Annotated in this window: 20 protein-coding genes; 3 read left to right on the top strand and 17 right to left on the bottom strand. The window is 55.1% G+C overall.

All coding sequences use genetic code 11. The annotated features are described in order from the left end of the window. Positions 1 to 25 precede the first annotated feature (25 nt). The 6 genes from AB7M29_RS21090 to AB7M29_RS21065 form a co-directional block, all read right to left on the bottom strand. The gene (locus AB7M29_RS21090) at positions 26 to 898 is read right to left on the bottom strand and encodes a phosphonopyruvate hydrolase (protein WP_454247820.1); all 873 of its coding nucleotides are present in this window, start codon (positions 896 to 898) and stop codon (positions 26 to 28) included. Between the two features lie 48 nt (positions 899 to 946). After that, positions 947 to 2167 carry a pyridoxal phosphate-dependent aminotransferase gene (locus tag AB7M29_RS21085; protein WP_454247819.1) on the bottom strand — a complete coding sequence of 407 codons (1221 nt, stop codon included), beginning with the start codon at positions 2165 to 2167 and terminating at the stop codon, positions 947 to 949. After that, positions 2164 to 3819, bottom strand: coding sequence for an ABC transporter permease (locus AB7M29_RS21080; RefSeq protein ID WP_454247818.1), 1656 nt, complete (start codon positions 3817 to 3819; stop codon positions 2164 to 2166). The genes AB7M29_RS21085 and AB7M29_RS21080 overlap by 4 nt, the downstream gene beginning before the upstream one ends. Beyond that, a complete protein-coding gene (locus AB7M29_RS21075; protein WP_454247817.1) occupies positions 3813 to 4883 on the bottom strand; it encodes an ABC transporter ATP-binding protein in 1071 nt (356 codons plus the stop codon). The genes AB7M29_RS21080 and AB7M29_RS21075 overlap by 7 nt, the downstream gene beginning before the upstream one ends. 25 nt (positions 4884 to 4908) lie before the next feature. Next, the gene (locus tag AB7M29_RS21070) at positions 4909 to 5889 is read right to left on the bottom strand and encodes an ABC transporter substrate-binding protein (RefSeq protein ID WP_454247816.1); all 981 of its coding nucleotides are present in this window, start codon (positions 5887 to 5889) and stop codon (positions 4909 to 4911) included. A 468-nt stretch (positions 5890 to 6357) separates the two neighbouring features. Further along, positions 6358 to 7656 carry an aminotransferase class V-fold PLP-dependent enzyme gene (locus AB7M29_RS21065; RefSeq protein WP_454247815.1) on the bottom strand — a complete coding sequence of 433 codons (1299 nt, stop codon included), beginning with the start codon at positions 7654 to 7656 and terminating at the stop codon, positions 6358 to 6360. A gap of 330 nt (positions 7657 to 7986) precedes the next feature. Between AB7M29_RS21065 and AB7M29_RS21060 the strand changes: the two genes are divergently transcribed. Further along, complete coding sequence (locus tag AB7M29_RS21060; protein ID WP_454247814.1) at positions 7987 to 8877, top strand: LysR family transcriptional regulator; 891 nt, start codon at positions 7987 to 7989, stop codon at positions 8875 to 8877. Between the two features lie 216 nt (positions 8878 to 9093). On the opposite strand, the gene AB7M29_RS21055 is transcribed toward AB7M29_RS21060, so the two are convergent. From AB7M29_RS21055 to AB7M29_RS21010, 10 genes are all read right to left on the bottom strand, one after another. After that, entirely contained in the window at positions 9094 to 10092 is a 999-nt protein-coding gene (locus tag AB7M29_RS21055; RefSeq protein ID WP_454247813.1) for a GlxA family transcriptional regulator, read from the bottom strand. 142 nt (positions 10093 to 10234) lie between these two features. Then, entirely contained in the window at positions 10235 to 10948 is a 714-nt protein-coding gene (locus AB7M29_RS21050; protein WP_454247812.1) for a CbtA family protein, read from the bottom strand. A gap of 24 nt (positions 10949 to 10972) precedes the next feature. Beyond that, entirely contained in the window at positions 10973 to 11152 is a 180-nt protein-coding gene (locus AB7M29_RS21045) for a CbtB domain-containing protein (protein ID WP_454247811.1), read from the bottom strand. Then, entirely contained in the window at positions 11149 to 11514 is a 366-nt protein-coding gene (locus AB7M29_RS21040) for a nitrile hydratase accessory protein (protein ID WP_454247810.1), read from the bottom strand. The genes AB7M29_RS21045 and AB7M29_RS21040 overlap by 4 nt, the downstream gene beginning before the upstream one ends. A gap of 10 nt (positions 11515 to 11524) precedes the next feature. Next, a complete protein-coding gene (nthA, locus tag AB7M29_RS21035; protein WP_454247809.1) occupies positions 11525 to 12148 on the bottom strand; it encodes a nitrile hydratase subunit alpha in 624 nt (207 codons plus the stop codon). A gap of 39 nt (positions 12149 to 12187) precedes the next feature. After that, positions 12188 to 12937, bottom strand: a complete 750-nt coding sequence (gene nthB, locus AB7M29_RS21030) for a nitrile hydratase subunit beta (RefSeq protein WP_454247808.1) — start codon at positions 12935 to 12937, stop codon at positions 12188 to 12190. Positions 12938 to 12964: 27 nt separating this feature from the next. After that, complete coding sequence (locus AB7M29_RS21025) at positions 12965 to 13468, bottom strand: DUF1097 domain-containing protein (RefSeq protein ID WP_454247807.1); 504 nt, start codon at positions 13466 to 13468, stop codon at positions 12965 to 12967. A gap of 52 nt (positions 13469 to 13520) precedes the next feature. Beyond that, positions 13521 to 14495 carry a CobW family GTP-binding protein gene (locus tag AB7M29_RS21020; protein ID WP_454247806.1) on the bottom strand — a complete coding sequence of 325 codons (975 nt, stop codon included), beginning with the start codon at positions 14493 to 14495 and terminating at the stop codon, positions 13521 to 13523. A 451-nt stretch (positions 14496 to 14946) separates the two neighbouring features. Beyond that, positions 14947 to 16590: an MFS transporter gene (locus tag AB7M29_RS21015; protein WP_454247805.1), complete on the bottom strand. Its 1644-nt coding sequence runs from the start codon at positions 16588 to 16590 to the stop codon at positions 14947 to 14949. A 61-nt stretch (positions 16591 to 16651) separates the two neighbouring features. Continuing rightward, the gene (locus AB7M29_RS21010; protein ID WP_454247804.1) at positions 16652 to 17431 is read right to left on the bottom strand and encodes an alpha/beta fold hydrolase; all 780 of its coding nucleotides are present in this window, start codon (positions 17429 to 17431) and stop codon (positions 16652 to 16654) included. Between the two features lie 216 nt (positions 17432 to 17647). Between AB7M29_RS21010 and AB7M29_RS21005 the strand changes: the two genes are divergently transcribed. Further along, positions 17648 to 19012: a sigma-54 interaction domain-containing protein gene (locus tag AB7M29_RS21005; protein ID WP_454247803.1), complete on the top strand. Its 1365-nt coding sequence runs from the start codon at positions 17648 to 17650 to the stop codon at positions 19010 to 19012. A gap of 224 nt (positions 19013 to 19236) precedes the next feature. On the opposite strand, the gene AB7M29_RS21000 is transcribed toward AB7M29_RS21005, so the two are convergent. Continuing rightward, a complete protein-coding gene (locus tag AB7M29_RS21000; protein WP_454247802.1) occupies positions 19237 to 20190 on the bottom strand; it encodes a LysR family transcriptional regulator in 954 nt (317 codons plus the stop codon). 309 nt (positions 20191 to 20499) lie between these two features. Between AB7M29_RS21000 and AB7M29_RS20995 the strand changes: the two genes are divergently transcribed. Beyond that, entirely contained in the window at positions 20500 to 21678 is a 1179-nt protein-coding gene (locus AB7M29_RS20995) for a M20 aminoacylase family protein (protein ID WP_454247801.1), read from the top strand. Positions 21679 to 22851: the final 1173 nt, after the last annotated feature.

Below are 22851 nucleotides of genomic sequence, written 5' to 3'. Positions count from 1 at the left end.
GCCGTGGACATATCGGATTACATTCCTATCTCAGATATTTTGCTTCCAGATCGCGCATTTGCGTATCGCCTTGCAGGGCGATGATATCTTTGACCGAGGGCAGGGCTTCATCCACATTCTGGATGCCTCCTTGCGCTCTGATCTTTGCGAACACGTTGCGCATTGCGCCGACGGCAGCCCTTATCGCATGGTTCCCGTAAATCACGATACCCACCTTGCCCAGCGCGGCGATATCTGCCTCGGTCAATTGAGGATAGGCTGTCGGCACCAATACCAAAGGCACGGACCCGTTCCATGCATCGATAAACGCGAGCACTTCAACAGGTGTCTTCTGCTTTGAATGGATCAGGATTGCATCAGCGCCAGCCTCTACGTAGGCTTCGGCACGTCTGATGGCTTCCGCCTGCCCTTGGCCCGCAATCAGCGCCTCGGTGCGGGCAATCACCACAAAGTCCTTGTCGCGGCGAGCACCGACGGCAGCTGCTACTTTTCCTTGAAACTCTTCGATTCTGACCAGCTCCTGGCGGCCATCGGCTCGCAAGCTTGTGTCTTTGGGAAAAGTCTTATCCTCCATGACGATTGCGGAGGCGCCGGCCGCCTCGTATTGCGGGACGACATAGCTGACGTTGATGGCGTTGCCGAACCCGGTGTCGATGTCGGCAATCAGTGGGATAGAGACAACAGACGCGATTGCCCTCATCATTTCAAGGTGCGTGCCTGCGGACAGGATGTTGGCATCGGGTACGGCGTAGCTTGCGGAAAGTTCAAAGCCGCTGCCCCAGATGCCCGCAAATCCAGCCTCTTCAGCCAACTTCGCCGCCAGCGGGTTGTGGGCGGCCATCGCCGTGAAGAGCTTGCCAGTGGCAAGGGCGCTACGAAGGGTTTGATTCTTAGTCATGGTCAAAACTCGGCATAAAAAAATAGGTCGTGTGCTCTATGACATGATTCAGCGCAGTGCTGAACATGCCGCTGCGATGCGCCTCATGGCTTCAACCAATTCGGTATCCGATGCGGCGTACGACACTCTGAAATGGCCTGGTAGTTCAAACGCACTGCCAGGCACTACTGCGACGCCTGCGGTGCGCAAGATGTACAAGGCGAGATCAGTATCGGTCTCGATCAAGTTGCCTGATTGATCGCGGGTACCGAGCAGTCCTTGGCAGCCAGGAAACGCGTAGAAGGCACCCGGGGGGACGTCGCACGTCAATCCTTTGATGGCTTGAAGCGCAGCGACTACCTTGTCTCGTCGTTGGCGGAATGAGTCGACGAATCCAGGTAAGAAATCCATAGGGCCATCTAGTGCCGCGACTGCGGCGGCCTGGCTGATCGAACTGGTATGTGAAGTTGACTGTGACTGCACCAAGTTCATCGCTTTAATCAGCTCCAGGGGGCCTGCGCCGAATCCCACGCGCCAACCGGTCATTGCATAAGACTTTGAAACCCCATTGATTGTCAGCGTGCGTGCTGCCAACTGGGGGGTAACCATGGCGGGTGTCGCAAATGGCGTGTCGTCGTAGCGAATTTTTTCGTAAATATCATCGGCCATCACCCATACATGAGGGTGGCGTAGTAGTACCTCGCCCAAAGCTGCCAGCTCGGCATGGCTGTAGATGGCGCCACTGGGGTTTGACGGCGAATTGAGCATTAGCCATTTCGTGCGCGGTGTGATGGCTTCTTCGAGTTGCGTCGGGGTGATCTTGAAACTGGTGGAGGCGCCGCAGCGTACGATCACAGGTCGTCCACCGGCCAGCAACACCATCTCGGGATAGGACACCCACGCTGGCGTCGGCACGACGACCTCATCGCCTGGATTGAGGGTCGCCTGCAAGGCGTTGTACAACACCTGTTTCGCCCCGCATCCCACTTGAATTTGATCAGGGCTGTAGTCAAGGCCGTTGTCGCGTTTAAACTTTCGCACCACGGCTTCGCGTAATGCGAGAGTGCCCGCTACCTCGGTGTATTTCGATTCATTGCGCTCAATGGCCGCTTTCGCTGCTTCACGGATGTGTTCTGGCGTCGGGAAGTCTGGTTCACCTTGGCTGAGTGTGATGACATCGCGACCCTCAAGCCTAAGTTGGTTGGCAAGCTGGGTCATTTCCTTGGTCGCTGAGGGTTTGGCTCCCAGGACCCGTTGGGCTAGAAAATTTTGGGTGGCAGTAGTGGTCATTCAACAGTTCCTATTTTTAAGCGAAAGAGCCATCTGGCGATGGCCAAGGGAATAAAGATGGTCAGCAGTAGTACCAGGCTGTAAGCACACGCGAGCGCCAGACGATCGCTATCCACCTGCTGGAATATCTCGATTGGCATCGTGCTCATGCCTCCGAAATACAGGACGATGGTTGCGGAAAGTTCTGACAGGGTGGTAACCCACATGAGCACGGCAGCGGCAGCGACCGAAGGGCCGATGACTGGCAAGACCACTTGGAAAAAACTTCGAATCGGGCTCACCCCCAGGCTCATGGACGCTTCTTCAATTGAGTCCTTGAGGTTGTGCAGGGGGCCGATGGCTGCGCGAACGCTGGTAGGGACGCGGCGCAAGAAGTAGGCCAGTGCCATGATGACCCAGCTCCCTGTCAGCACCAGCCAGCCGCTGCCGAACGTATTGATCAGCGCAATGCCTAGCACGGTGCCGGCGATCGTCAGCGGCAACGTCACCAGGACATCGAGGATATGGGTAAGCGCCGAGCGTCTCTTGACGATGAGATACGCTGCGATGATGGTGAACAAGGTGCCCGCAATTGTCGCAACTGTCGCCAAGAGCAAGGAGTGGTAGAGCGGCTCCGGCGCGCGAATCAAGACATGCGCCATGTTGCTCAGGGTGAAGCTGCCATAGCGCAGAACAGGCCCGGATGTCGGTGTAAATGCAGTGATGCTCACAACCACCGCGGGCAGCATCGACAGTGCGACCACCAACAAAACGCTGAGCGCGGCGGCAATCGCACGCCAGCCGATAATGGGTGATGCATCCGGGCTTCGCCCCGACTCCATCTGAAATTGTCGGCGTTCAACGAAGAACTTCTGTACCAGTAGTACAAGGGCGCCCAGGCCTACCAGCAGCGAAGCCATGGTCGTCTGCATTTGTGCATTACCGCCCATTTCACTCACGAACTCGTTGTAAGCCTTAACAGCCAATACGGGTGTTCGCGCGCCAAGGATGGCCGGTACGCCAAAGCTGCCGATAACCTGGGTGAATACGATCATCGCGCCGGCGAAGATCGAGGGCATCAACATCGACAGGGTCACACCGCAGATCACTCGTCCCATTGGGCGCCCCAGGCTCTGCGCAGCCTCTTCCAGATTCCGGTCCATGGATTTCAACCCGATGAAGACGGCTACGAAGGCGTACACGTAGTTGTTGAGCGTCATGACAAATACCAGACCCCACCACGAGTAGATGGACGGCAACGCCACACCGAGCGGTGCCAGTAGAGTATTCATAATGCCTTGTTTGCCCAGGACCAGCACCCACGCCGCCGCCACCACTACATCCGGAATAACGAGTGTGATAAGTGGCAGTGCAGTAACCAGTCCGACCAGCGGAAATTTGCAGCGAGCAACGACGATAGCAAGGCTGCCACCGACCAACATGGAGCTGAAGGTCACAGCGACCCCGAGAATCAGCGTGTTCGAAAATGCTTCGCGATAGGAACGATCCGAGAAAAAACGTACGTAACCACTGATGTTCACTGAACCATCGGGGCCTATTAGTGATTTGCCCAGCATGGTCGCCAGTGGCCAGATCAGAAAAATGCCAAGCGTGCAAATAGCCAAAATCGCTAAAGCAAGGCATACCGGGTCGCGTCGTAAAGGGCCTAGCATGGTCGGCCCTCGACGATATGCGCCGAGTGCGGGATCTCCAGCGCGACGGCATCGCCGCGTTGGCGCAGTTGCGCGTTTTGCGAAGCCCAGGTGTCGACATGAAGTGAACCAATAGCGGTTTGAATGGTGTAACCCACCGTGCTCCCGCGATATTCAACGTGCTGAATCACCCCCGGCACTTTGCCGTCCTGTGTGGTGCCGGGAGTGTGCAGCAGGATTTCTGCGCAACGTACTGCCAGAAGTGCCCCGGGTAGACAGGGTGCGTGACTGTTCGTAAACAGCGTTCCTACCGGCGTCCTCAATCGTCTTGTTCCACCTCCGGCAGCTGGAAGTTCCTCAAGGATTGGAATGAGATTCGCATTGCCAACGAAATCGGCGGCGAACGCCGTGCGTGGTTGTACGTAGATTTCTTGGGGTGTACCGATTTGTACGATTTGCCCACGGTCCATCACTGCGATCTGATCGGACATCGCCAGCGCTTCTTCTTGATCGTGCGTGACGAAAACAGTGGTGATGCCTGCCTCTTGCTGCAGTTCCCTGATCATGCAACGTAATTCGACACGCAGTTTCACATCCAGCGCCGACAGTGGTTCGTCGAGCAGGAGCAGCCTCGGTTTTATAACCAGTGCCCGGGCCATCGCCACGCGTTGGCGCTGACCGCCAGAAAGCGCTGCCGGCGCGCGGTCCTTGAAGGCCTCCAGGCCGACGCGCTTGAGCATGGCTGCCGCACGGTCCGTTGCCTCAGCCTTGGGGACACGACGGGCGAGCAGGCCGTAAGCGACATTTGCCTGAACAGAGCGATCAGGAAACAGCGCGTAATCCTGAAACACGATGCCCACGCCCCGATGGTGCACCGGTACCGAGGTGACATCATCGTTGCCGAAACGTACACGTCCTGCATCGGGCCGAACGAAGCCCGCAAGCATGCGTAACAATGTGGTCTTGCCGCAGCCGGAAGGGCCCAGCAGCGTAAAGAATTGGCCGCTTGGGATCTCTAGATCCAATTGACTGAATAGGGTTTGATTGCCGTAACTTTGATCGATTTTTTCGAATGAAACTTGCATGTGATACCCCTGGCGCAAAGAGATATCAGTTGGAGGACAGGAGCTGGTGCCATTGCGCAAGAAACCCAGCGCGCTCTGCTTCCATTTCGTGATCATCTAATGGGATTACCTTGATATTCTCCAGCGCGGGTAGTTCGGAAAGCTTGCTGACATCGATGTCCGTACGTAATGGGCGACGAAAAGCGCTTTTAAATATGTACGTCTGTACCGTTTGCGACGCCAGGAAGTCGTAAAGTTTGTGTGCTTCAGCGGGGTGCTTACCGCCTTTGATCAATGCCATCCCTTCGGGAGATAGGAACGTCCCTTCTGCTGGATAGACCAGCTTGATGTCCTTCATCCCACCAGCCACGTATTGATAAGCGGCGTATTCCATCGTTACAGCTACGGCGAACTCACCGTTGGCGACACCCTGGTAGGCAGCGGACGTCGTGCCGACAATGACGGCGTTGCGGACAATTTGCGCATAGACGGTGTCGCCAAGCGTCTTTCTGAGGCCATAAAGAGCAACGTATGAGGCACTGCTGAACATCGGATCGGGAATGACAATCTTGCCTTTCCACTTCCTGTCAGCGAGGTCCGCCCAGCCTTTGGGGAGTTCACCGTCCGGGGTCTGTTGCGAATTGACCATGAGCACGGTGACATGGGTATTCGTCGCCAACCACTGATCGTTCGGAGCTTGGTACTGAGCCGGTACGGCGTTTTCTGCAACGGATCTGTAAGGCTGAAACTGGTCTTGAAATGCACCGATCGTCGAAATTCCGCCAGACCAGAAAATATCGCCTGATGGGTTGGCTGCTTCGGCCTTGATACGCTGCATGAGCGCACCTGTCCCCGCGCGGACTACCGACACGTTGATGTCAGGGTTTTGCTGCTCGAACTGATCGACAAGAGCGCTGACGGTTTGCACGTCGTTGGAAGAGTAGAGCACGACATCCGAAGCGATTGCGGCGCTGGTTTGGCTGCCAAGAATGAGTAATAGGCATGATAAGAGCTTTTTGTTAAGCATAAGTTTGACTCGTGGCTAATGGGCGGAGGACGGGTCAATGTTATGGTTTGGAGTGTGAAGCTTAGATGTCACTTGTTATCGATCATCTTGTTTTTACTCATCAATGATGAGTATTACTCATCATATGGGAGGTGGGCGTCACGATGGTTGCGATTCGGGTGTTTGCAACGGTGGGCAGATTTGGCAACTTCACACGAGCAGGGTATGTGGGATCGTCGGCGAGGGTCGCGTTGAAGTCGCGACCAGATGAGAGGCCTACATGGACGGTCGCCAATGACATCTCAGTGGACACGTAGCGCAAGAAAATCCAGTGTGGTTGGCGGCACTTGGGTTTGAAGGGGGATCCTGCTGCCACTGGTCGTTCGGCCTGCGATCCAAAGGTTGTGCTGAAGCAATATATCTACGGTTAGCTCCGCAGTAAGGGGCCAGAGGTCGCCCCCTACTGCGCCAAAAGTCGAGAATCGAGTGTCAAGACATTGTGATTGTCTTCAGCGCGGCGACCAGGCGGTCGAGGTCGGACGTCTTGGTAAAGAGTGCGGTAGACACCCGCACACAGTCACCGCCAGCCACACCACCACGGCGCACGGTGAAAATATTGTGTTTTTCACGAAGCTCGTTCGTAATCGCGACATTGTCCGCTTTCGACACCTTGCCGGTCAGCCTGAAAGATGTGATTGCGCTGTAGCTTCCGGGCTCATCGGGAGTGAGTATGTTCATGCCCTTGAAGTCCCTGACCCGTGAAACCCAGTAGTCACGCAGAAAGCGCAAACGGGCCTGCTTGTTCGTCGCGCCCAGGTTGGTGTGCAAAGCCAACGCCACGGGGACCGTCATAACGTTAGCCGTATTGGTGGTGCCAGAGTGTACTCGCGAGCGAATGTCAGTAATGGCCGAGTCTTCATCAGCAAACGCCCGGTCAACGTCTGCAAGGCGGTCCTTGCGAATGTAGAGAAAGCCAACGCCCAGAGGAGCGCCCATCCATTTATGGAGGTTGAACGCGGCAAAATCCACGTTCAGATCGGGAATGCTGAAATCCATTTGGCCCCATGAATGGGCGGCATCGATGATCACATCAATGTCTTTCGCTTTGGCCATGGCTGATATTTCGGCGATGGGCATCACCATACCGGTTCGATGGCTGATATGTGTCAGTAGCAGGAGTTTGGTCTTTGGGTTCGCGGCAAAGGCAGCCGCATAAGTATCCAGAATGCCTTGTCTGGTGGCAGGTTCTGGCATATTGATGGTAACGACGCCGACCCCTCGGCGGTCTTTAAGATAATTCATTGCATACTGTGCGCTGTCGTAGTCGAGATCCGAGTACATGACAACATCACCCGGCTTGATCAGATTGTAGTTGGTGATTAAGTTCTGCAGGGCTTCAGTGGCGCCACGGGTGATTGCAATTTCCTCTGGTGATACACCGGCGATATGGGCGATCTGTGTTCGAACAGCTAACATGTCGGCTTCGTAGAAAGTCCGCATGTAATAGGAGTTGTTCAAGTTCAGGGTCTCAATATTGCGATGGTACGCTGCCAAGACGGATTTGGTCATAATGCCGTAGAAGCCGTTTTCAAGATTGGTAATATCAGAAGACACCTGATACTGAGCGGCAACATTGCTCCAATAGTTTTCATCGCCAGGCTCGACAGTGGCCAGGAACTCTGACTCAGCGCCACTGCGGTCCGCGGCGAAAAGCGATCCGGTAGACGCCGCTGCGGCCACGCAGACCGAGCGATTAATAAACGATCTGCGGGTGATTTGTGTAATCATAAAATTGCTTTCCGGGATTGTATCATTTGGCCGCAATAGCGGATGTTTGAACTTGAGCGTCACGAGACAATCGGGACACTTAGGCCATCGGGCAGGTGGGTTAGGCTTCAAGTAAGTCGCGTAAATGGCTTGTGCCCATTCCTTTGTCCCTGTGGTAGCGTTAATTATTTTTAAATTTTGCCAAGCATAAGTTTTTGACGCTTGGCTAACGGCTAACGGCTAACGGCTAACGGCTGGCGGATGGGTCAAGGTTATCGTTTCGAATATGAAGCTTAGATGTCACGCGGTATCGACTATCTTGTTTTTACCCATCAATGATGAGCATTACGCATGGTGAAGAAGGTTGGCGTCCCGATGGTTGCGATTCGGGTGTTTGCAACGGTGGGCAGATTCGGCAACTTCACGCGAGCTGCCCAAGCGCTTGGCATTACGCAGAGTGCCGTCAGCAGGCACGTCGCCGCGCTGGAGTCGCTGGCGGAGCTGAAACTGTTCGAGCGCCGTGGCCCTAACATCACATTCACTCCTTCGGGCTCGCAGTACTACGAAGCAGTGAGAGATGCCGTCTCCACGATCGAGTTGGCGACCCAGCAGATGGTGCAGGGCCAGAAAAGCCATGATCGGTTGATCGTGCGAACCTCTATGCCGAGTTTCGCCATGACGGTCGTCGTCCCAATATTGGGAGTTTTCATGGACAGTCATCCCGTAAAGGTCGATCTCATTACGTCCTTGTCCGCACCCCAGCCCCAGGAAGAATTTGACGTCTTGATTACCCGCGATCTGATCCTCCATGGAACGGAGAGCTGGGAATTGATCAAGGAAGATTTAGTCTGTGTGGGATCGCCGGCGATGGTCGCTGCCCATCGCGCACAAACCCTGTACAACTGGCCTCTGATCGCGTCGAAATCGCGACCCGATGCAATACCTATATGGGCGGTCGCCAACGACATCTCGGTGGATCGGCTACAGGTAGGAGCCGTCTACGATCATCTGTTTCTGGCGGTGGCGGCAGCAATCGGCGGCTCAGGCCTGCTCGTCGTGCCTCGTGTGGTGGTTAGGGAGCAATTACGTAACGGTACACTGATCTTGGCCGACGACGAACCGGTCGCATCCGGGGCTACCTACCTGGCCTTTGTGAATACCCACAGCAAGCACGTTGACCTGGCACGTGAATTTTGCCGCTGGCTCAAGAGGATGTTGCGTGAAAGTGAGCAACATTTTTGAGAAGAGCCCCATCGCCAGAGTCCCTGGACTTGACTGGTCCATTGTCTATTTCGGGTTGGGCCTCAAAGCAAAATTCACTTTTCATCTGGATTGAGGGTGCTACCGAAGGTGTTCGGTCGTTGTTTGATTGGATACTGGCCCCCGCGAGATGATTTTAGAAACGTCAGTCGCACGTTTACGGGTGGCCTATTTGTGGTTGATCTGGCGCAGGGGTCGTCAACTGCCAGCACTGGAGCCTGCATCCGCAGATGCCCCGGAGCGAAAGCGCTGGCGGTATTCCACCGGGCTAATGGCCAGGCGTTTTACAAAGACACGACGAAGGTTGTCGCTATGCTCGAAACCACAGCGGTGGGCTATCTCTTTGATTGACTGCTCGGTCGTTTCCAAATAACGCCGTACTGCGTCAATCCGTGCATCTGAAAGAAACACCATGGGCGAAGTACCTGTTTCCTTGGTGAACAGGCGTGACAGATTTCGCGGGCTCATATGCACCCGCTCAGCCAACGCGGTCAGGCTGTGATTAATGTGCAGATTAGCGAGCATGTAGTCCTGAATAGCCTCTACGTGAGAGTCGACACCGCCCTGAACGTCCAGTAATGGGCTGAATTGTGACTGCCCGCCAGCTCTGCGCAGGTACACCACCAGATACTTGGCGACATCGATGGCCATACGTTTGCCGAAATCTTCCTCGATCAATAGGAGCGACAGGTCGATTCCGGCTGTTACTCCGGCGGTGGTATAGATTACGCCGTCCTTCATATGGATATGGTCAGGATCGACTTGAGCCGAAGGGAACAATTCACTGAGATGGGCAGCATCCATCCAGTGAGTAGTCACAGACTTGTGATCGATCAGACCTGCCGACCCTAAGGCGAACACTCCGTTGCAGATGGCGGCGAGTCGTCGGACGCGTTTCTCCTGAGCCTTGAGCCAGTCACGCAGAGTAGAGTCGGTGTAAACGTCGAATATCCCAAGTCCACCGGGAACGATGATGGTATCGAAATGGGGGCAAGGGTCAAAAATGGTGCGGTCCGGGATTACTGTCAGTCCGCTGGATGATAGTAATGGACTGCGCGTTGTACCCACCGTGAGCATTTCATATTCGCATAGGCCATCGCTCAAAACCTTGACTTGAGCGAACGCGTCTTTGGGGCCCGCGATGTCCAACAGTTGGAAGTTGGGGAACAACAGCATGCCCACATTTATTTTTCGCATAGGTTTCCTTTTTTAATCAATGGATAGCGGTTACCGATTGCGTTGGCATTTCAATGGGCACTTCCCTGTGCGAGTGGGTTCTTGCAAGCCTTATACCTAGCACAGCCTCCTGGCATACCATTGCCCGCTATCGCTATCGTTTCTAAGCAATATTAAGAGGGCCATCAGCAGCATGCTGTTTCCAGAACCACCACCCACTCAATCCGCCCAATACCACCCAGAACACAGCATTGACCAGCAACGATGCCATGCGAAATTGCGCCAGCAGTTCATCTGGAACCAATGCGTGATGATCGGCCGGCAGGGGGACTCCGACCAGATGCGGCGCGGCGATCAGTACGATTGCACTCAGGCGCCAGAACCAGTGTCGGCTGAACGCCAGCAAGGCGAGTGCCATCGCCGTGGCTAACGCCGTGGCAACCCACCAGTCCTGTCGTGACGACAGTTCTGCTGCCATGGTACCGGGTAGTTCCGGTGGCAGCCCGGCAGCGGGTGCCAGGCAAAATGCTATGTACCCGGCCATTCCCCACAACATGCCGTGCAACGGGGTGATGGGCGTGCGCAGGTTGTACAACGCGCTGAGTACCAGAGCGAAACCGATAGCCACGACCAGATCACCAGCAAAGATGGACAATGTACGTTGCCAGCCATCCTCAGGTGCCCAGGTCTCATTGTTGTGTTCGTGCTCGTGGCTGTCAGCATGTTGCTCATGAACATGTTCATGCACCGTTTGCGCGTTTTCATACACTTCTGCCTGGAGAATCAGCGGCGAGATCCACAGGCTTTGCATCAACGTCAGCAACAAGGCCGCAATGGCCCCGGTGAAACAGGCGGTGGTAAGGATGCGAGTGAACATACTCGGGGTGCTCCGCAATGTCGCTCAGTGGCAGGGGAAACCGGCACTGTGGCGGGTGTCGTGGGCGGCGTTGTGAACCAGGTCCAGGTGTGAGAAGCCGGCGAAGTACACCAGCGATAAACCCAGCAGGATCGAACCGAAAGTTACGAGCAAGCGGTTGCCACGGCTGCGGCTGGTGGCGTGCGTCAGTACACTGCTATTCATGGGGTGTTCCTCAACTCTGTGTGTGGGGCAGGTTTGTGTGCGTTCAAGTGTGCCTGCAGTTCTTCGGCGTCCAGCAGCGAGTGTTCTTCCAGCACTTTGATCAGCGCTTCGAGAAACCGCTCGTAATAGTCCCAGGGCGGCTGGTTAGCGCAGGGCAGTTGCTCCCAGTGGGCAATCGAACCGATAAGGTTCTGGCGAAAGGCTTCCCACTCAAAATGCCCTTCCTTGGACAGTGCCAGCGCCATGCCGTAAAGACTGCGCTGCCAGTCCTGGCTGAAATGCAAACGACCCTGCGAGCGCGGCGGCGAATCCTTTTGGCCGAGCATGCTGTTGGCGGCGAACTCTTCGAATTGGGTAAACATGCGCGAGTCCTCAGGCGGCAGGTAGTTGGACCAGTGCCACGCCCATCATTGATTCTGGAGTAACCAGCTTGGCCAGTTGGGCTTCGCTCAAGTGCTCGGAGTTGGCGGGGCGTTCCGGTACTACGAACCAGCGGATCTGCGCACTGCTGTCCCACACCTGAACCTTGGTTTGGTCGCTCACGGGCACGCCGAATTCTCTAAGCACCGCACGGGGCTCACGCACGCCACGGGCGCGGAATACGGGGTCCTTGTACCAATAAGGGGGCAAGCCGAGGATAGGCCAGGGGTAGCAGGAGCAGAGGGTGCAGATGATCAGATTGTGCGCATCGGGGCTGTTGGCGACTGCCAGCATGTGTTCGCCCTCGGCGCCGTCCATGCCCTGAGCCAGGTTCAACTCGGCGATGGCTTTTGGGGTATTGGCCAGCAACCGCGCCTTGTATTCAGAATCGACCCAGGCACGGGCGACGATTTTTGCCCCGTTAAAGGGGCCAGCGACCGTCTCGAAGTGAGCCAGTACGGTGTCCACAGAGTCGCTGCCGATCACGCCTTTTTCGATCAGCAACACTTCCAGCGCCCGCACCTTCGCTGCGCTTTCGGCTTCCCGTTGTTGTTCATATTCGAAAAGTTGGCTCATGGAATAGCTCCCTAGCAAGAGTGGTTTATTGAGCGTTGATCAGGATAAAAATGCCGGCTGCAGATAGGCTTCGAACAGGTCTGCGTAAAGGGTGGTGTTGGCTTCGCTTTTTTCTTCGCCCCAGATGTCTGCTGCCTCGACGCTCACTCGATAAACCGGCATTGGCTCGCCAATACCATCCGCTCCGGTGTTCACGAAGTAGGAGAAAGCACCTGGATAAACCTCGACGATCTTTCCCTGCTTGTTGCGCAGGTAGCCGGGCAGGCGGGTATGGTCCACGGCCACCGGATCGGCAATGGTTACTGTGTCGCCCCGGGCAAACAGTGCCGCACCGGCATAGGGTCGTTGACCCGAATCACCCTCGTGCAAGTAACGTACGATCTGCTCTTGGATGGGCGCACTGGGCTTGTCCGGGAGTGGGGCGTCTGGTTGCTTGCGATAATGTTCTGTGAGGCGGCTTAGCTCATCACCACTGATGTAACCTTGGTCGACGAAGAACCCCGAGATGCCCATCAACCATTTTTCGTAGTATCGAAACTTGAAGTACTCAAATGGCTGCATGCCTTCGGCACCTGTACGCAACGATGCCCAGGTCCAGTTGCTTTTGAACGCAGTGGGCAGCGTGTCCATTGGGTACTTGGGCAGGGCATCGATCAGGTGCGCACTTTCAGCCATCATTGTGGTGTGGATGCCAAATATGCGTTTTTCCCATTCCTGAACAAATACCCGTCTCTCGAAATCTACGGCTCCGAGGTTTTCCAGGCCGCCGAGATAATGTTGTAGTTTCATTTTGTGCTCCGGTGTGAGTGGCGAGGGTCAGGCGAGTTGGGGGCCGGGTTTGCTGGTCAGTGCATCGCCCAGGCGCTCGGAGACGTAGCCGAACGATGCACCGGTGATCAGCGCGACGGCGGCGATCAGTGCCGGATTGGTCAGGTCAAGAGTGGTCATCGGCTTGCCGCTGACCGCAGTGGTGCCGACCGTAGAAGCAAAACCCCAGACGATCGCCGGCAGAATGCTCAGTAGCGGAATCTTGGAGGCTTGAACCATGGCGGCACTGCCGATCCCCACCACGACGGCGATGAAGAACGGCGCTTGACTGACCGTGGCAATCCCCAGCAGCACCAGTGAGCTGATCAGCACCCCGGTGAGATTGGAGGCAATGCTGCGGACAAAACCTGCAGTGCCGCCACCGACGATGAAGAACGAAGCCCAGGCGATAAATGTGACCCATACCGGTACGGGGAACACGGTGGCGGTCAGGTAGGTGTCCAGCACTGCGAGCAGGCCGATGCTGAGGGTGTAGGCTTCTTGCTTTTTCATGAGGTGATTTCCCCTGGTTTTGATGGGCGTTGTGTTGGGCAGGTGGGCAAGCTCACACGGCGTTCAGGCAGGCGAGAAACCCTTGGCGCAGGTTATTGCTGTCCAGGTCGCGACCGATGAATACGAAGCGGTTGTCACGGGGTTCGTCGTCCTGCCAGCGGCGTCCGGGCATTGCCTCCAATAGCATGTGTACGCTGTGGAAGTGGAAGCGCCGGGCTTCGCTGGCGAAGTTCAACAGGCCTTTCATGCGCATCAGTTGCTGCCCCTGGTTCTGCACCAGTTGGTTGATCCAGCGGTTGAAGCGATCGGCGTCCAGTGCGCCGGACGTGACTATCGAGCACGAAGAAATCGAGGCGTCGTGCTCATGGTCATGGTCTTCATCGTCGAGAATGTGCGGCTCGATCATCAGCAGGTTCGGCAGAGAGAAGCACTTGGTGCCGAGGAGGGTGTCCACTGGCACTTGGGAATTAATGGCCTGGATCAAGTGGGCGGTGCGGTTGACCTGACGTATCTGATTGTGAATGCTTGCTAGCATGTCTGAAGTGATCAGATCGATCTTGTTGAGGATCAGTGTGTCAGCGAAAGCAATTTGCTCGCGGACGATTTCATCGGCCAACTGAATATTCAGGTGCAGCGCATCGACAACAGTGATGACTGATTCCAGCTCGACCTGGGTGCGTAGATCCGGGTCGGCAAGGAAGGTTTGCAGCACCGGAGCTGGATCGGCCAGGCCGGAGGTTTCGACGATCAGGCGGTCCACACGCTGTCCAGCCAAGGCCAGTATTTCTTTGATGCTCGCCACAAGATCGGCGCGTACGGTGCAACACACGCAGCCGTTATTGATCTCGATCAGCGCCTCTTTCTCGGAAACGATCAATTGACCGTCTATGCCGACTTCCCCGAACTCATTGACCACCACGCCGATCCGATACTGCTTGTTCTGGCTGAGCAGATGATTGACCAATGTTGTTTTGCCTGCACCTAGAAAACCAGAAATAACTGTCACAGGAATTTTGCTGATCGCCATGTTTCGCCCCCCTTGTGATTGTGAGTCGGGCCGCCGGATTAAGCGGCTTTGGGGTTGCCGGTGCGATTTCCAGTCCGCTTTGCGCGGCATGTCTGGGGTGGACATACTGTTGTCATGATTGGTCGGCTTCTCTGGCTCGAATGGCCGGATCTGTCTGGAACAGACGGGGCCGCGACTCTGCGCTGTTTTCTACGGACCTATTCTTGATTACTGAACTGCACCACTTTGTTGCGCCAGCGCCACCGATGGCACAGGCGACGGATAATTTCGTGGTCTTCCACGGCATAGCTGTTCGGTGCTCTACGGGAGGAGGGTGCGCATGACGTTGCATACCTTTGAGCAGAAAGCCCAGCTGGTGCGTTTTGCCGGGGCGGGTTTGCGGTGCGCTTGATGGCCTGGCGAGGTGTCAGGCCACCGAGCGCGGGTGTTCAACCCCCACGCTGACGAGAGGTTATTCCGAAGTGCTACGGTGACTTGGCAAGGTGTTGGGCAGGGTTACAGCACCCATCTCGACATGGTGTTTATCTCGAATGAACAGGGTGCCGATGATCGCCGACACCAGCGCCACGAAGATGGTGTACATCAACCCGTGAAAAATATCGCCGGAACTCACTGCCAGTGCCGTGGCAATGAACGGGGCAAACCCGCCGATCCAGCCGTTGCCGAATTGCAGGCTGACGGAGACACCGCTGTAGCGCACCTTCGCCGGGAATTGCTCAACGAGAAACGCCCCGAGTGGGCCATAGACCATGGTTGCCAGAAATATCAGTGCGAACAGCAGCAATACCACCATAAGGCCATTGACTTGGGCTGGGGCGGCCGCAATCGGCATGCCGTGCTTGAGTAAAACCGCCTGTGTGGCGGCTTCGTCGAAGCCGGGCAATGTGGTGCTGCCAATCACAAGTCGCAACTCCCCCTCTGCCGGATGCAGGACATACGGCACACTGTTGGCAGACAAGTAGGAGCGCGCCCGTGTGCACAGCTTGGTGGCTTTTGGCTGGAACAGTTGGCCAATAAAGGACTGATCCTCGCGGCAGTCGCCGCCTTCAATGGTCACGCTGGTATTCGCACGGAAAGTCTCCAGCGCCGGGTTGCCGTATTGCGCGATGCCATGAAAGATCGGCATGAAAAATATGGCTGACAACAGGAACCCACTGATCATGATCCACTTGCGTCCGACTCTGTCGGACAGCCAGCCGAAGAACACAAAAAACGGCGTGGCCAGGACCAAGGCAATCGTTAGGTACAGATAAGCTGACTGTGCGGAAATCTTCAGGGTCGAGGTCAGGAACTGCAGGCTGTAGAAATGCGCGGTGTACCAGATCACCGCTTGGCCGGCGACCGCACCGACAATAGAGATTATGACGATCCGCAGGGTTCGCGCATTGCCGAATGTATCCTTGATCGGGTTCTGAGAAGCGCTGCCATGGGCCTTCATCTCCAGAAAAACCGGCGACTCTTCCAGGCTCATACGGACAAACAGTGAATAGGTCAGAAGAAGGATGGATAGCATGAACGGTACGCGCCAGCCCCAACTTAGAAAGTCTTCGGCAGACATCGACGAACGCAGCAGCAGAATCACTGCCAGCGAAAGCAGCAAACCGATGGTGCCGGTGATTTGTAGCCAACTGGTCATGTAGCCACGGCGATGGGGCGGGGTGTGCTCGGCGATATAGGTGACTGCGCCGCCGAACTCTCCGCCGATGGCTAGGCCCTGCAACAAGCGCAGAGACACCAGGATCGCCGGTGCAGTCCATCCCACGGTTTCATAGGTGGGCAGGAAACCGATGACGGCAGTTGCTCCACCCATGATCATCATGGTGATCAGGAAGGTTTTTTTGCGACCGAGTGTATCGCCCAGCCAACCGAAAAACACTGCGCCAAAGGGGCGCAAGACAAACCCTGCGCCGAATGTCGCCAGCGATGCAAGTATGGCTGCCGACTCGTTGCCTTTGGGGAAAAACAGACCGCCAAAGAATACAGCGAGACTGCCGTAGATAAAAAAATCATACCATTCGAAAACAGTTCCCAAGGCTGCGGCGAAAACCACTCGCCGCGTCTCAGTGGGGTTGTTCAGTATCGTAGTCGTGTTCATTTTCGTCTCCAGAAGCATGTTGTTCTGGCTGCCTTATCCGGGCAGCTCAAGTGACAAAGACTTATGCCGAGATTCGATCGACGAACGAGCGAAGTGCAGCATTGAACCGTTCTGGTTGTTCCAGCATCGGGAAATGTCCGGCCTTCTTCAGTAACTCAAGCGTTGCATGGGGAATGCCCTTCGCCAGATTCAATGATTGGTCGGGCGGGGTGATCTGATCTTCCTCGCCGCAGATGACTAACGTAGGCATTTTCAGCTTCGCCAGCAGCGGTCGGCTGTCTGCCGCATTCAGCGAGACAATGGCTTCACGCGCCACGAAAGCGGGGGTATTGATGACCTCCTTTTTGGCAAATGCCAGCAGCTCAGAGGAGGCGCAGGAGCCAAATGAACGATCAATCACATCCTGGCTTGATTGTTCGACGCCTAACCGCTCGATAGCCTCGAGCACGTTGTGCACTTGCACTGCGGGGCCGAGTCCATGAGGGGTTGCGCCCACCAGTACTAACGCTTTCAAAAGGTCAGGATTTTTCAAGGCGAAATGCTGGGAAACCGTGCCGCCCATCGAAAGACCGATCAGCACGGCGTCGGTGATCACCAGGGTTTCGAAGATCAACTCCAGGTCAGCGACAAACGCGTCGATGGTGTACTTGCGGTCGGCCGGGCGAGGGGAGCGACCATGGCCGGGGAGATCAAGCACCACCACACGATGAGTTTGGGAAAACGTGCCGATCTGTTCCCGCCAGAACCTTGCGGTGGTCGTGAAGCCGTGGCACATCACCAAGGTCGGCCCGCTGCCGTATACGCTCACTTGGGTGTCACCAATCAACATTGTGTTTTTCAAGGATATTGCTCCGCTGATGAAATTGAGACATTTGCCCGTTGAATCGGACAGTGCAATTGCATATCAGCAGGTTCCATGCCACACGCTATATTTAAAAAACTGATATACAAGTTATTGAAAATCAAGAGATAAATTTTGCTTATCTGAAGTTTAGGTTCATGTATATGAATAGGAGTGTTATGTATGTGTCTCAGATATCAACCTTGAGACTGTTGTATGCCATTTCCAGAATGGTTTGGTTCAGGACAGAACGAAGCGCTTTTCTTGCGCCGGGTACTCGACCATGTTTCCGATTGCCTGGTGGTAGTCGATGTCGAAGGCAGGGTGGTGCTGATCAACGACTCCTACTGTCGATTGCTCGGTGGCAGCCCGGTCGATTTTGTCGGTCGGCATATCACTGACGTGGTGTCACCCAAGTCCCGTCTGCATCTGATTGCCAAAGGGGCGCCAGTGGAGGCGGGCATGACACTCACGGTCAAAGGCCAACAACTGTTCGCCAGACAAGTCCCGGTTTATGACGGTGAAACCATTATCGGTGCCGTAGGTCTGGCCCTGTTTTCCAACCTCGATGCATTGAAAGCAGCAGCGTTGAGCGCTCAGCGAAGCCTGTCGATTCGCGGCCCGGAAAGTGGTTGGACTCCTCGCTACTCAATGGACGACATTATCGGTCAGGGGCCACAGATAGACAGTTTGCGGCAAAAAATTCACCAGGCTTCAGAGCACATGTTACCGACGCTCATCCTCGGTGAAAGTGGCTGTGGCAAGGAACTAGCGGCTAACGCTATTCATGGATTGTCTCGCCGCTCCAGCCGACCGTTCGTGTGGCTCAATTGCGCCTCGATACCTGACTCGTTGATCGACTCGGAGCTGTTTGGCTATGAAGGCGGGGCGTTCACCGGCGCACGGGCGCGGGGCAAACCGGGCAAGTTCGAACTAGCCAGTGGCGGCACCTTGTTTCTTGATGAAATCGGCGACATGCCAATCAATTTGCAAGCCAGCTTGCTGCGAGCGGTTCAGAACCAGGAGGTGGTGCGTGTGGGGGGCACTGCTCCCATCTCCATTGATACCCGCATAATCTGCGCGACCAACCGACCGTTGCCAGCACTGGTGCGCAGCGGGGCATTCAGGCTCGACCTGTACTACCGTCTCAACGTATTCAATATCCACTTGCCGGCGCTGCGTGAACGCGAGGATTTGGATTACCTCATCAGTTCTTTGCTCGAGCGCCTGGCAAAACGCCAAGGGCTGCCGATCCGCAAAATGCCATCCGAAGTGTTGTCACGTTTGCTGCACTATCCCTGGCCGGGAAATACGCGGCAACTGGAAAACGTTTTGCTGCGATTCTTGATTGCAGGGGGAATTGATCTGGACGAAGAGTTCCTTTCCTTGAGTCCCGTATCCGCCGGTTCAACGGGAGAGTCCCTGAATCTTGAGGCTTTTCTCGGTCAACAGCGTGATCTGCAGATCCGCCATGCATTGAGTGTCGCCCAAGATAACAAGGACGATGCGGCTCGGCTGTTGGGCATCAGCCGAGCAACTTTGTATCGCGAGTTGCGCCGGATGAAAGTCGGTACCTCTTAAAGGCATAAGTGCTGCGCCCCGATCACCTTCAAGAAAGCGACTTTTCAGTGAGCGAACTGCCCGTGCATGAATTACACAACCGGCGTATGCGATCCCTTCAGTAAGGTGCATTCCCTTGCGCGGATGCCGTCCCACCGTCCAGCGCCATAGCGTCGGCCAAGCCTCGCTGTCTATCTGATTGAAGACTTTCTTGGCGAAGATACGAAGAATCAGCACTCAGATTTCTAGATCAGCAGGGTCAAAGTGTCAAATAAACATACATCTTCTTTCTTGGATGATCGAGCGCGGCGGCGGATAACTTGAAGCAAGCACTCGACAAAGCATTGGGCGGCGACGCCCAATTGTGTATTACGTAGTTGAGTAATACCGATAATGTCAGTTGCAAAATGTTCCTTGAGATGGAGGCTCATCACACGCCCCGCATACAGGGGCGCGCACAGGATTGGTTTGGGGAAGTAGCTCAGCATGTCAGTCTGTTCGGTCATTGCCAGCATCAATTGAACTGACTGTGCTCGCTGCAGGCGTTGCACACTGATATTAGCCCCGTGTTGCCAGAATATTTCGGTCATCACCTGGTCGTGGCTGGTATCTGGATAGTTGAGCACCCAGTCGTGTTCAATTAGCTCATGAATTGATTGACTGTGCTGCTTGGAGTGACCCTGTCGAGCCACAACGACCATTTCGTATTCAAGCAACGGATCGCAGGCAAACTCGGGTTGCGGCAAGGACGCACTGACGAGACCGACAGCAAACTCGATGGTTCCATCTCGCAAACGAGGGAGGGCAACGGCCATAAGGCCTTCAAAGACCTCCAGACGAACCTTGGGCATTTTCTCGCGAAAGAGTGTCACGGTTTCCGGTAGAAGTGTCAGCCCCATCCATGGCGATATACCCAATCGCAAATGACCTTCTGCCTGGTTGCTCAAATGGGCCAACTCAAGCTGGGCGCGCTCTAGTTGGCCCAACATCAAACGGGCATGTTGGAGCAATGACTGACCGTAACGTGTCAGGGTGATGCCATTAGTATTGCGTATCATCAGCGGCAGTTGAATCTGTTCTTCCAGTTCTTTCAATGTTTTGGCCACCGCTGTTTGCGAGAGACCCATTTTGCGGGCCGCGGCTCTGATACTTCCACAATCTGCAACCATCGTAAGTGCCCGAAGTTGACGCATTTTCATCTTTACATCCTGCTGTTGGCTGCACATTTTTTGTTTTCCTGAGGGGCAGCACTTTCTGAATGAGGAGGTGCATGATGCCTCACAGTCTCTGGAAATTGACTCATTGTGAGCATCAGCACAAGCCGGTACAGGCTACTGAATAGCGTAAAATCAGGTGTAAACCATAGGTTGTCATGCGGCAGTTTTTGCGACTCCCAGTAGCTTCTCTGCCTGCATATAATTGAGCAGAGCTTGCAGCACTTAACGTTTATAGTTTTACATCCTCGCACGTTGCAGGCGAGCCTCCCTTACATGAATCAGGTGAAGTCCATGACTGCTCGACCCATGCTGCCGGGTATCCGTGCCATTGAAGCTGAAATGATTGAGTTGCGCCGCCAGCTTCATGCTTACCCGGAGCTCAGCCTTCAGGAGTTCAAAACCTCAGATCTGGTTGCTGCTAAGCTCGAGTTGTGGGGATTTGAAGTGCATCGCGGCTTTGGTGGCACAGGTGTCGTAGGGCGTTTGCAGCAAGGTTGTGGAAGCAAGGTCATTGGTATTCGGGCTGATATGGATGCGTTGCCGATTCTGGAGCAGACCGGACTGCCGTATGCGAGCCAGCATCCAGGCGCCATGCATGCATGTGGACACGACGGCCATACTGCAATGCTCCTGGCTGCCGCGCGGCACCTAGCCAGCTACCGGCAGTTCGACGGTACGCTGGTCGTCATCTTTCAGCCCGCCGAAGAAAGCGATGGGGGCGCGCAGAAAATGCTGGATGATGGTCTCCTGAAGCGATTCCCCTGTAATGCGTTGTTCGGCATGCACAACATGCCTGGTTTGCCAGTAGGTAAGTTGGGGTTCCGTGCCGGTCCGTTCATGGCCTCTACCGATACTGTGGAAATTCGAATTGATGGTACGGGGGGGCATGGAGGCATGCCACACAAAGCCATTGATCCCATACTTACTGGGGGGGCGATTGTCATGGCGCTGCAAAGTATTGTGTCGCGCAATACGGACCCTCTGGACACCGCGGTGATCACTGTGGGCTCCTTCCATTCCGGTGAGGCGCCCAATGTCATTCCGGGGCATGCAGTGCTCCAGCTCTGTGTTCGCGCCTTGAAGCCTAACGTTCGAGCTGACCTTCTCAAGCGGATTGTCCAAGTTGCCCAGGCGCAGGCGCTTAGCTTCGGTGCCAGTGTGAGTGTGGAGGTTGATAGGGGAGAATCGTTGCCACCCTTAATCAATGATCCTCAACTTACTGCGTTTGCCCGTCAGGTTGCTGTTGATTGGTTGGGTGAAGAGGGGGTAATTCAGGACATGGTGCCTATTGCTGCCAGTGAAGATTTTGCGGTGATGCTTGAGCATTGTCCTGGGAGCTATCTCTTTATCGGTAATGGCGATGGGGAGGTGGGGTGCATGGTGCATAACCCTGGATACGACTTTAATGATGACTGCCTGGGGACGGGAGCCAGTTACTGGGTTCGGTTAGTTGAACAGTTTTTGGTTTGAGTTGGTTTAGATCAGGCTGCTGTACTTACCAGATCCAGCACCATTTGTGAGCGAGAAACAGGAGCAGCACAGTCACCAGGATAATGATTGCGGCACTGATGGAAACCAGGGATTGGCCCCCCGGCAAAACTCTATGGAAGAAGAAAGAACTGTCCGGAAAAAAGTTGCAATTAAAAAGTACGCAAGGTCGTGTCCCATTTGGTATACGTCACTCTGCTCAATGGTGATGTGGTTGACCAATGGAACTGATAGCCGCCTAATTCAAATGCCAACTTCACTGTAGGACCGTTTCATTCGGTGAGGCACCTAATGTTATTCCGGTTCATGCCGAGCTGCAGTTATGTGTTCGCGCTTTGAAACCTGAACTTAGGAAGATGTTGCTCACTCGCATTGCTGAGGTTGCACAAGCTCAATCGATCAGTTTTGGTGCCTGCGTGAGTGTTGATATAGAGGAGAAAGGGTCCTTCCTGCCCTAGATCAATGCCCCCAACTCACTGCATTTGCTCGTTAGGTAGCTGTAGGTTGGCTAGGGGAGGAAGGGGTGTTCGAAGAAACATCCCCAATTGCAGCCAGCGAAGATTTTGCTGTGAGGCTTGAGCATTGTCCTGGGAGCTACCTCTTTATCGGGAATGGTGAGGGGGGTGGGTAGGCATGGTGCAGTGCACAACCCCGGGTACGACTTCAACGATGACTGGGGGGGCAGCTATTGGGTTAGCTGGTTGAGGGTTTCCTGGTTTGATTGGGCTGCTTGTGAACTCTGAATCGATGAAAAAAATGTACTGTGGTGTTGCCCAGACTGCCATTTCGTTGGGCGATTGGCTCCGGACTTCAAAACCATTACCGACTTTCGCAAGAACCACGGCAAGGTTGGAGCTCCGAGTAGCATCAGCGCAAATGATTTGCCTATGCTTCCGCTACTCTAGGCACATCCATGTTTATCTTGCGCCAAGCGGCTTCGGCAAAGCTGTAAACAGAAAAGGCGAGATGCCGAGATAGCGATGTTGCTTCGGCATGTAGTGGTCAACTAATCGCGGACACGACGTTAAGTTTTTCCTCGGCCAGAGCTGGCGCCAGCCCACCGTTGAATTGGTGCAGCAATCGCCACCAGTGCATTAAGTGGTAACGATCAGGAATTGGTCAAAGCGTTACGTAATTTGTAGGGCTCCTTGATTG

This window comes from Pseudomonas sp. F-14 TE3623 (assembly GCF_053629015.1).
The sequence above is the reverse complement of the archived record's forward strand: the minus strand, read 5'-3'. Positions and strand labels throughout refer to the sequence as shown.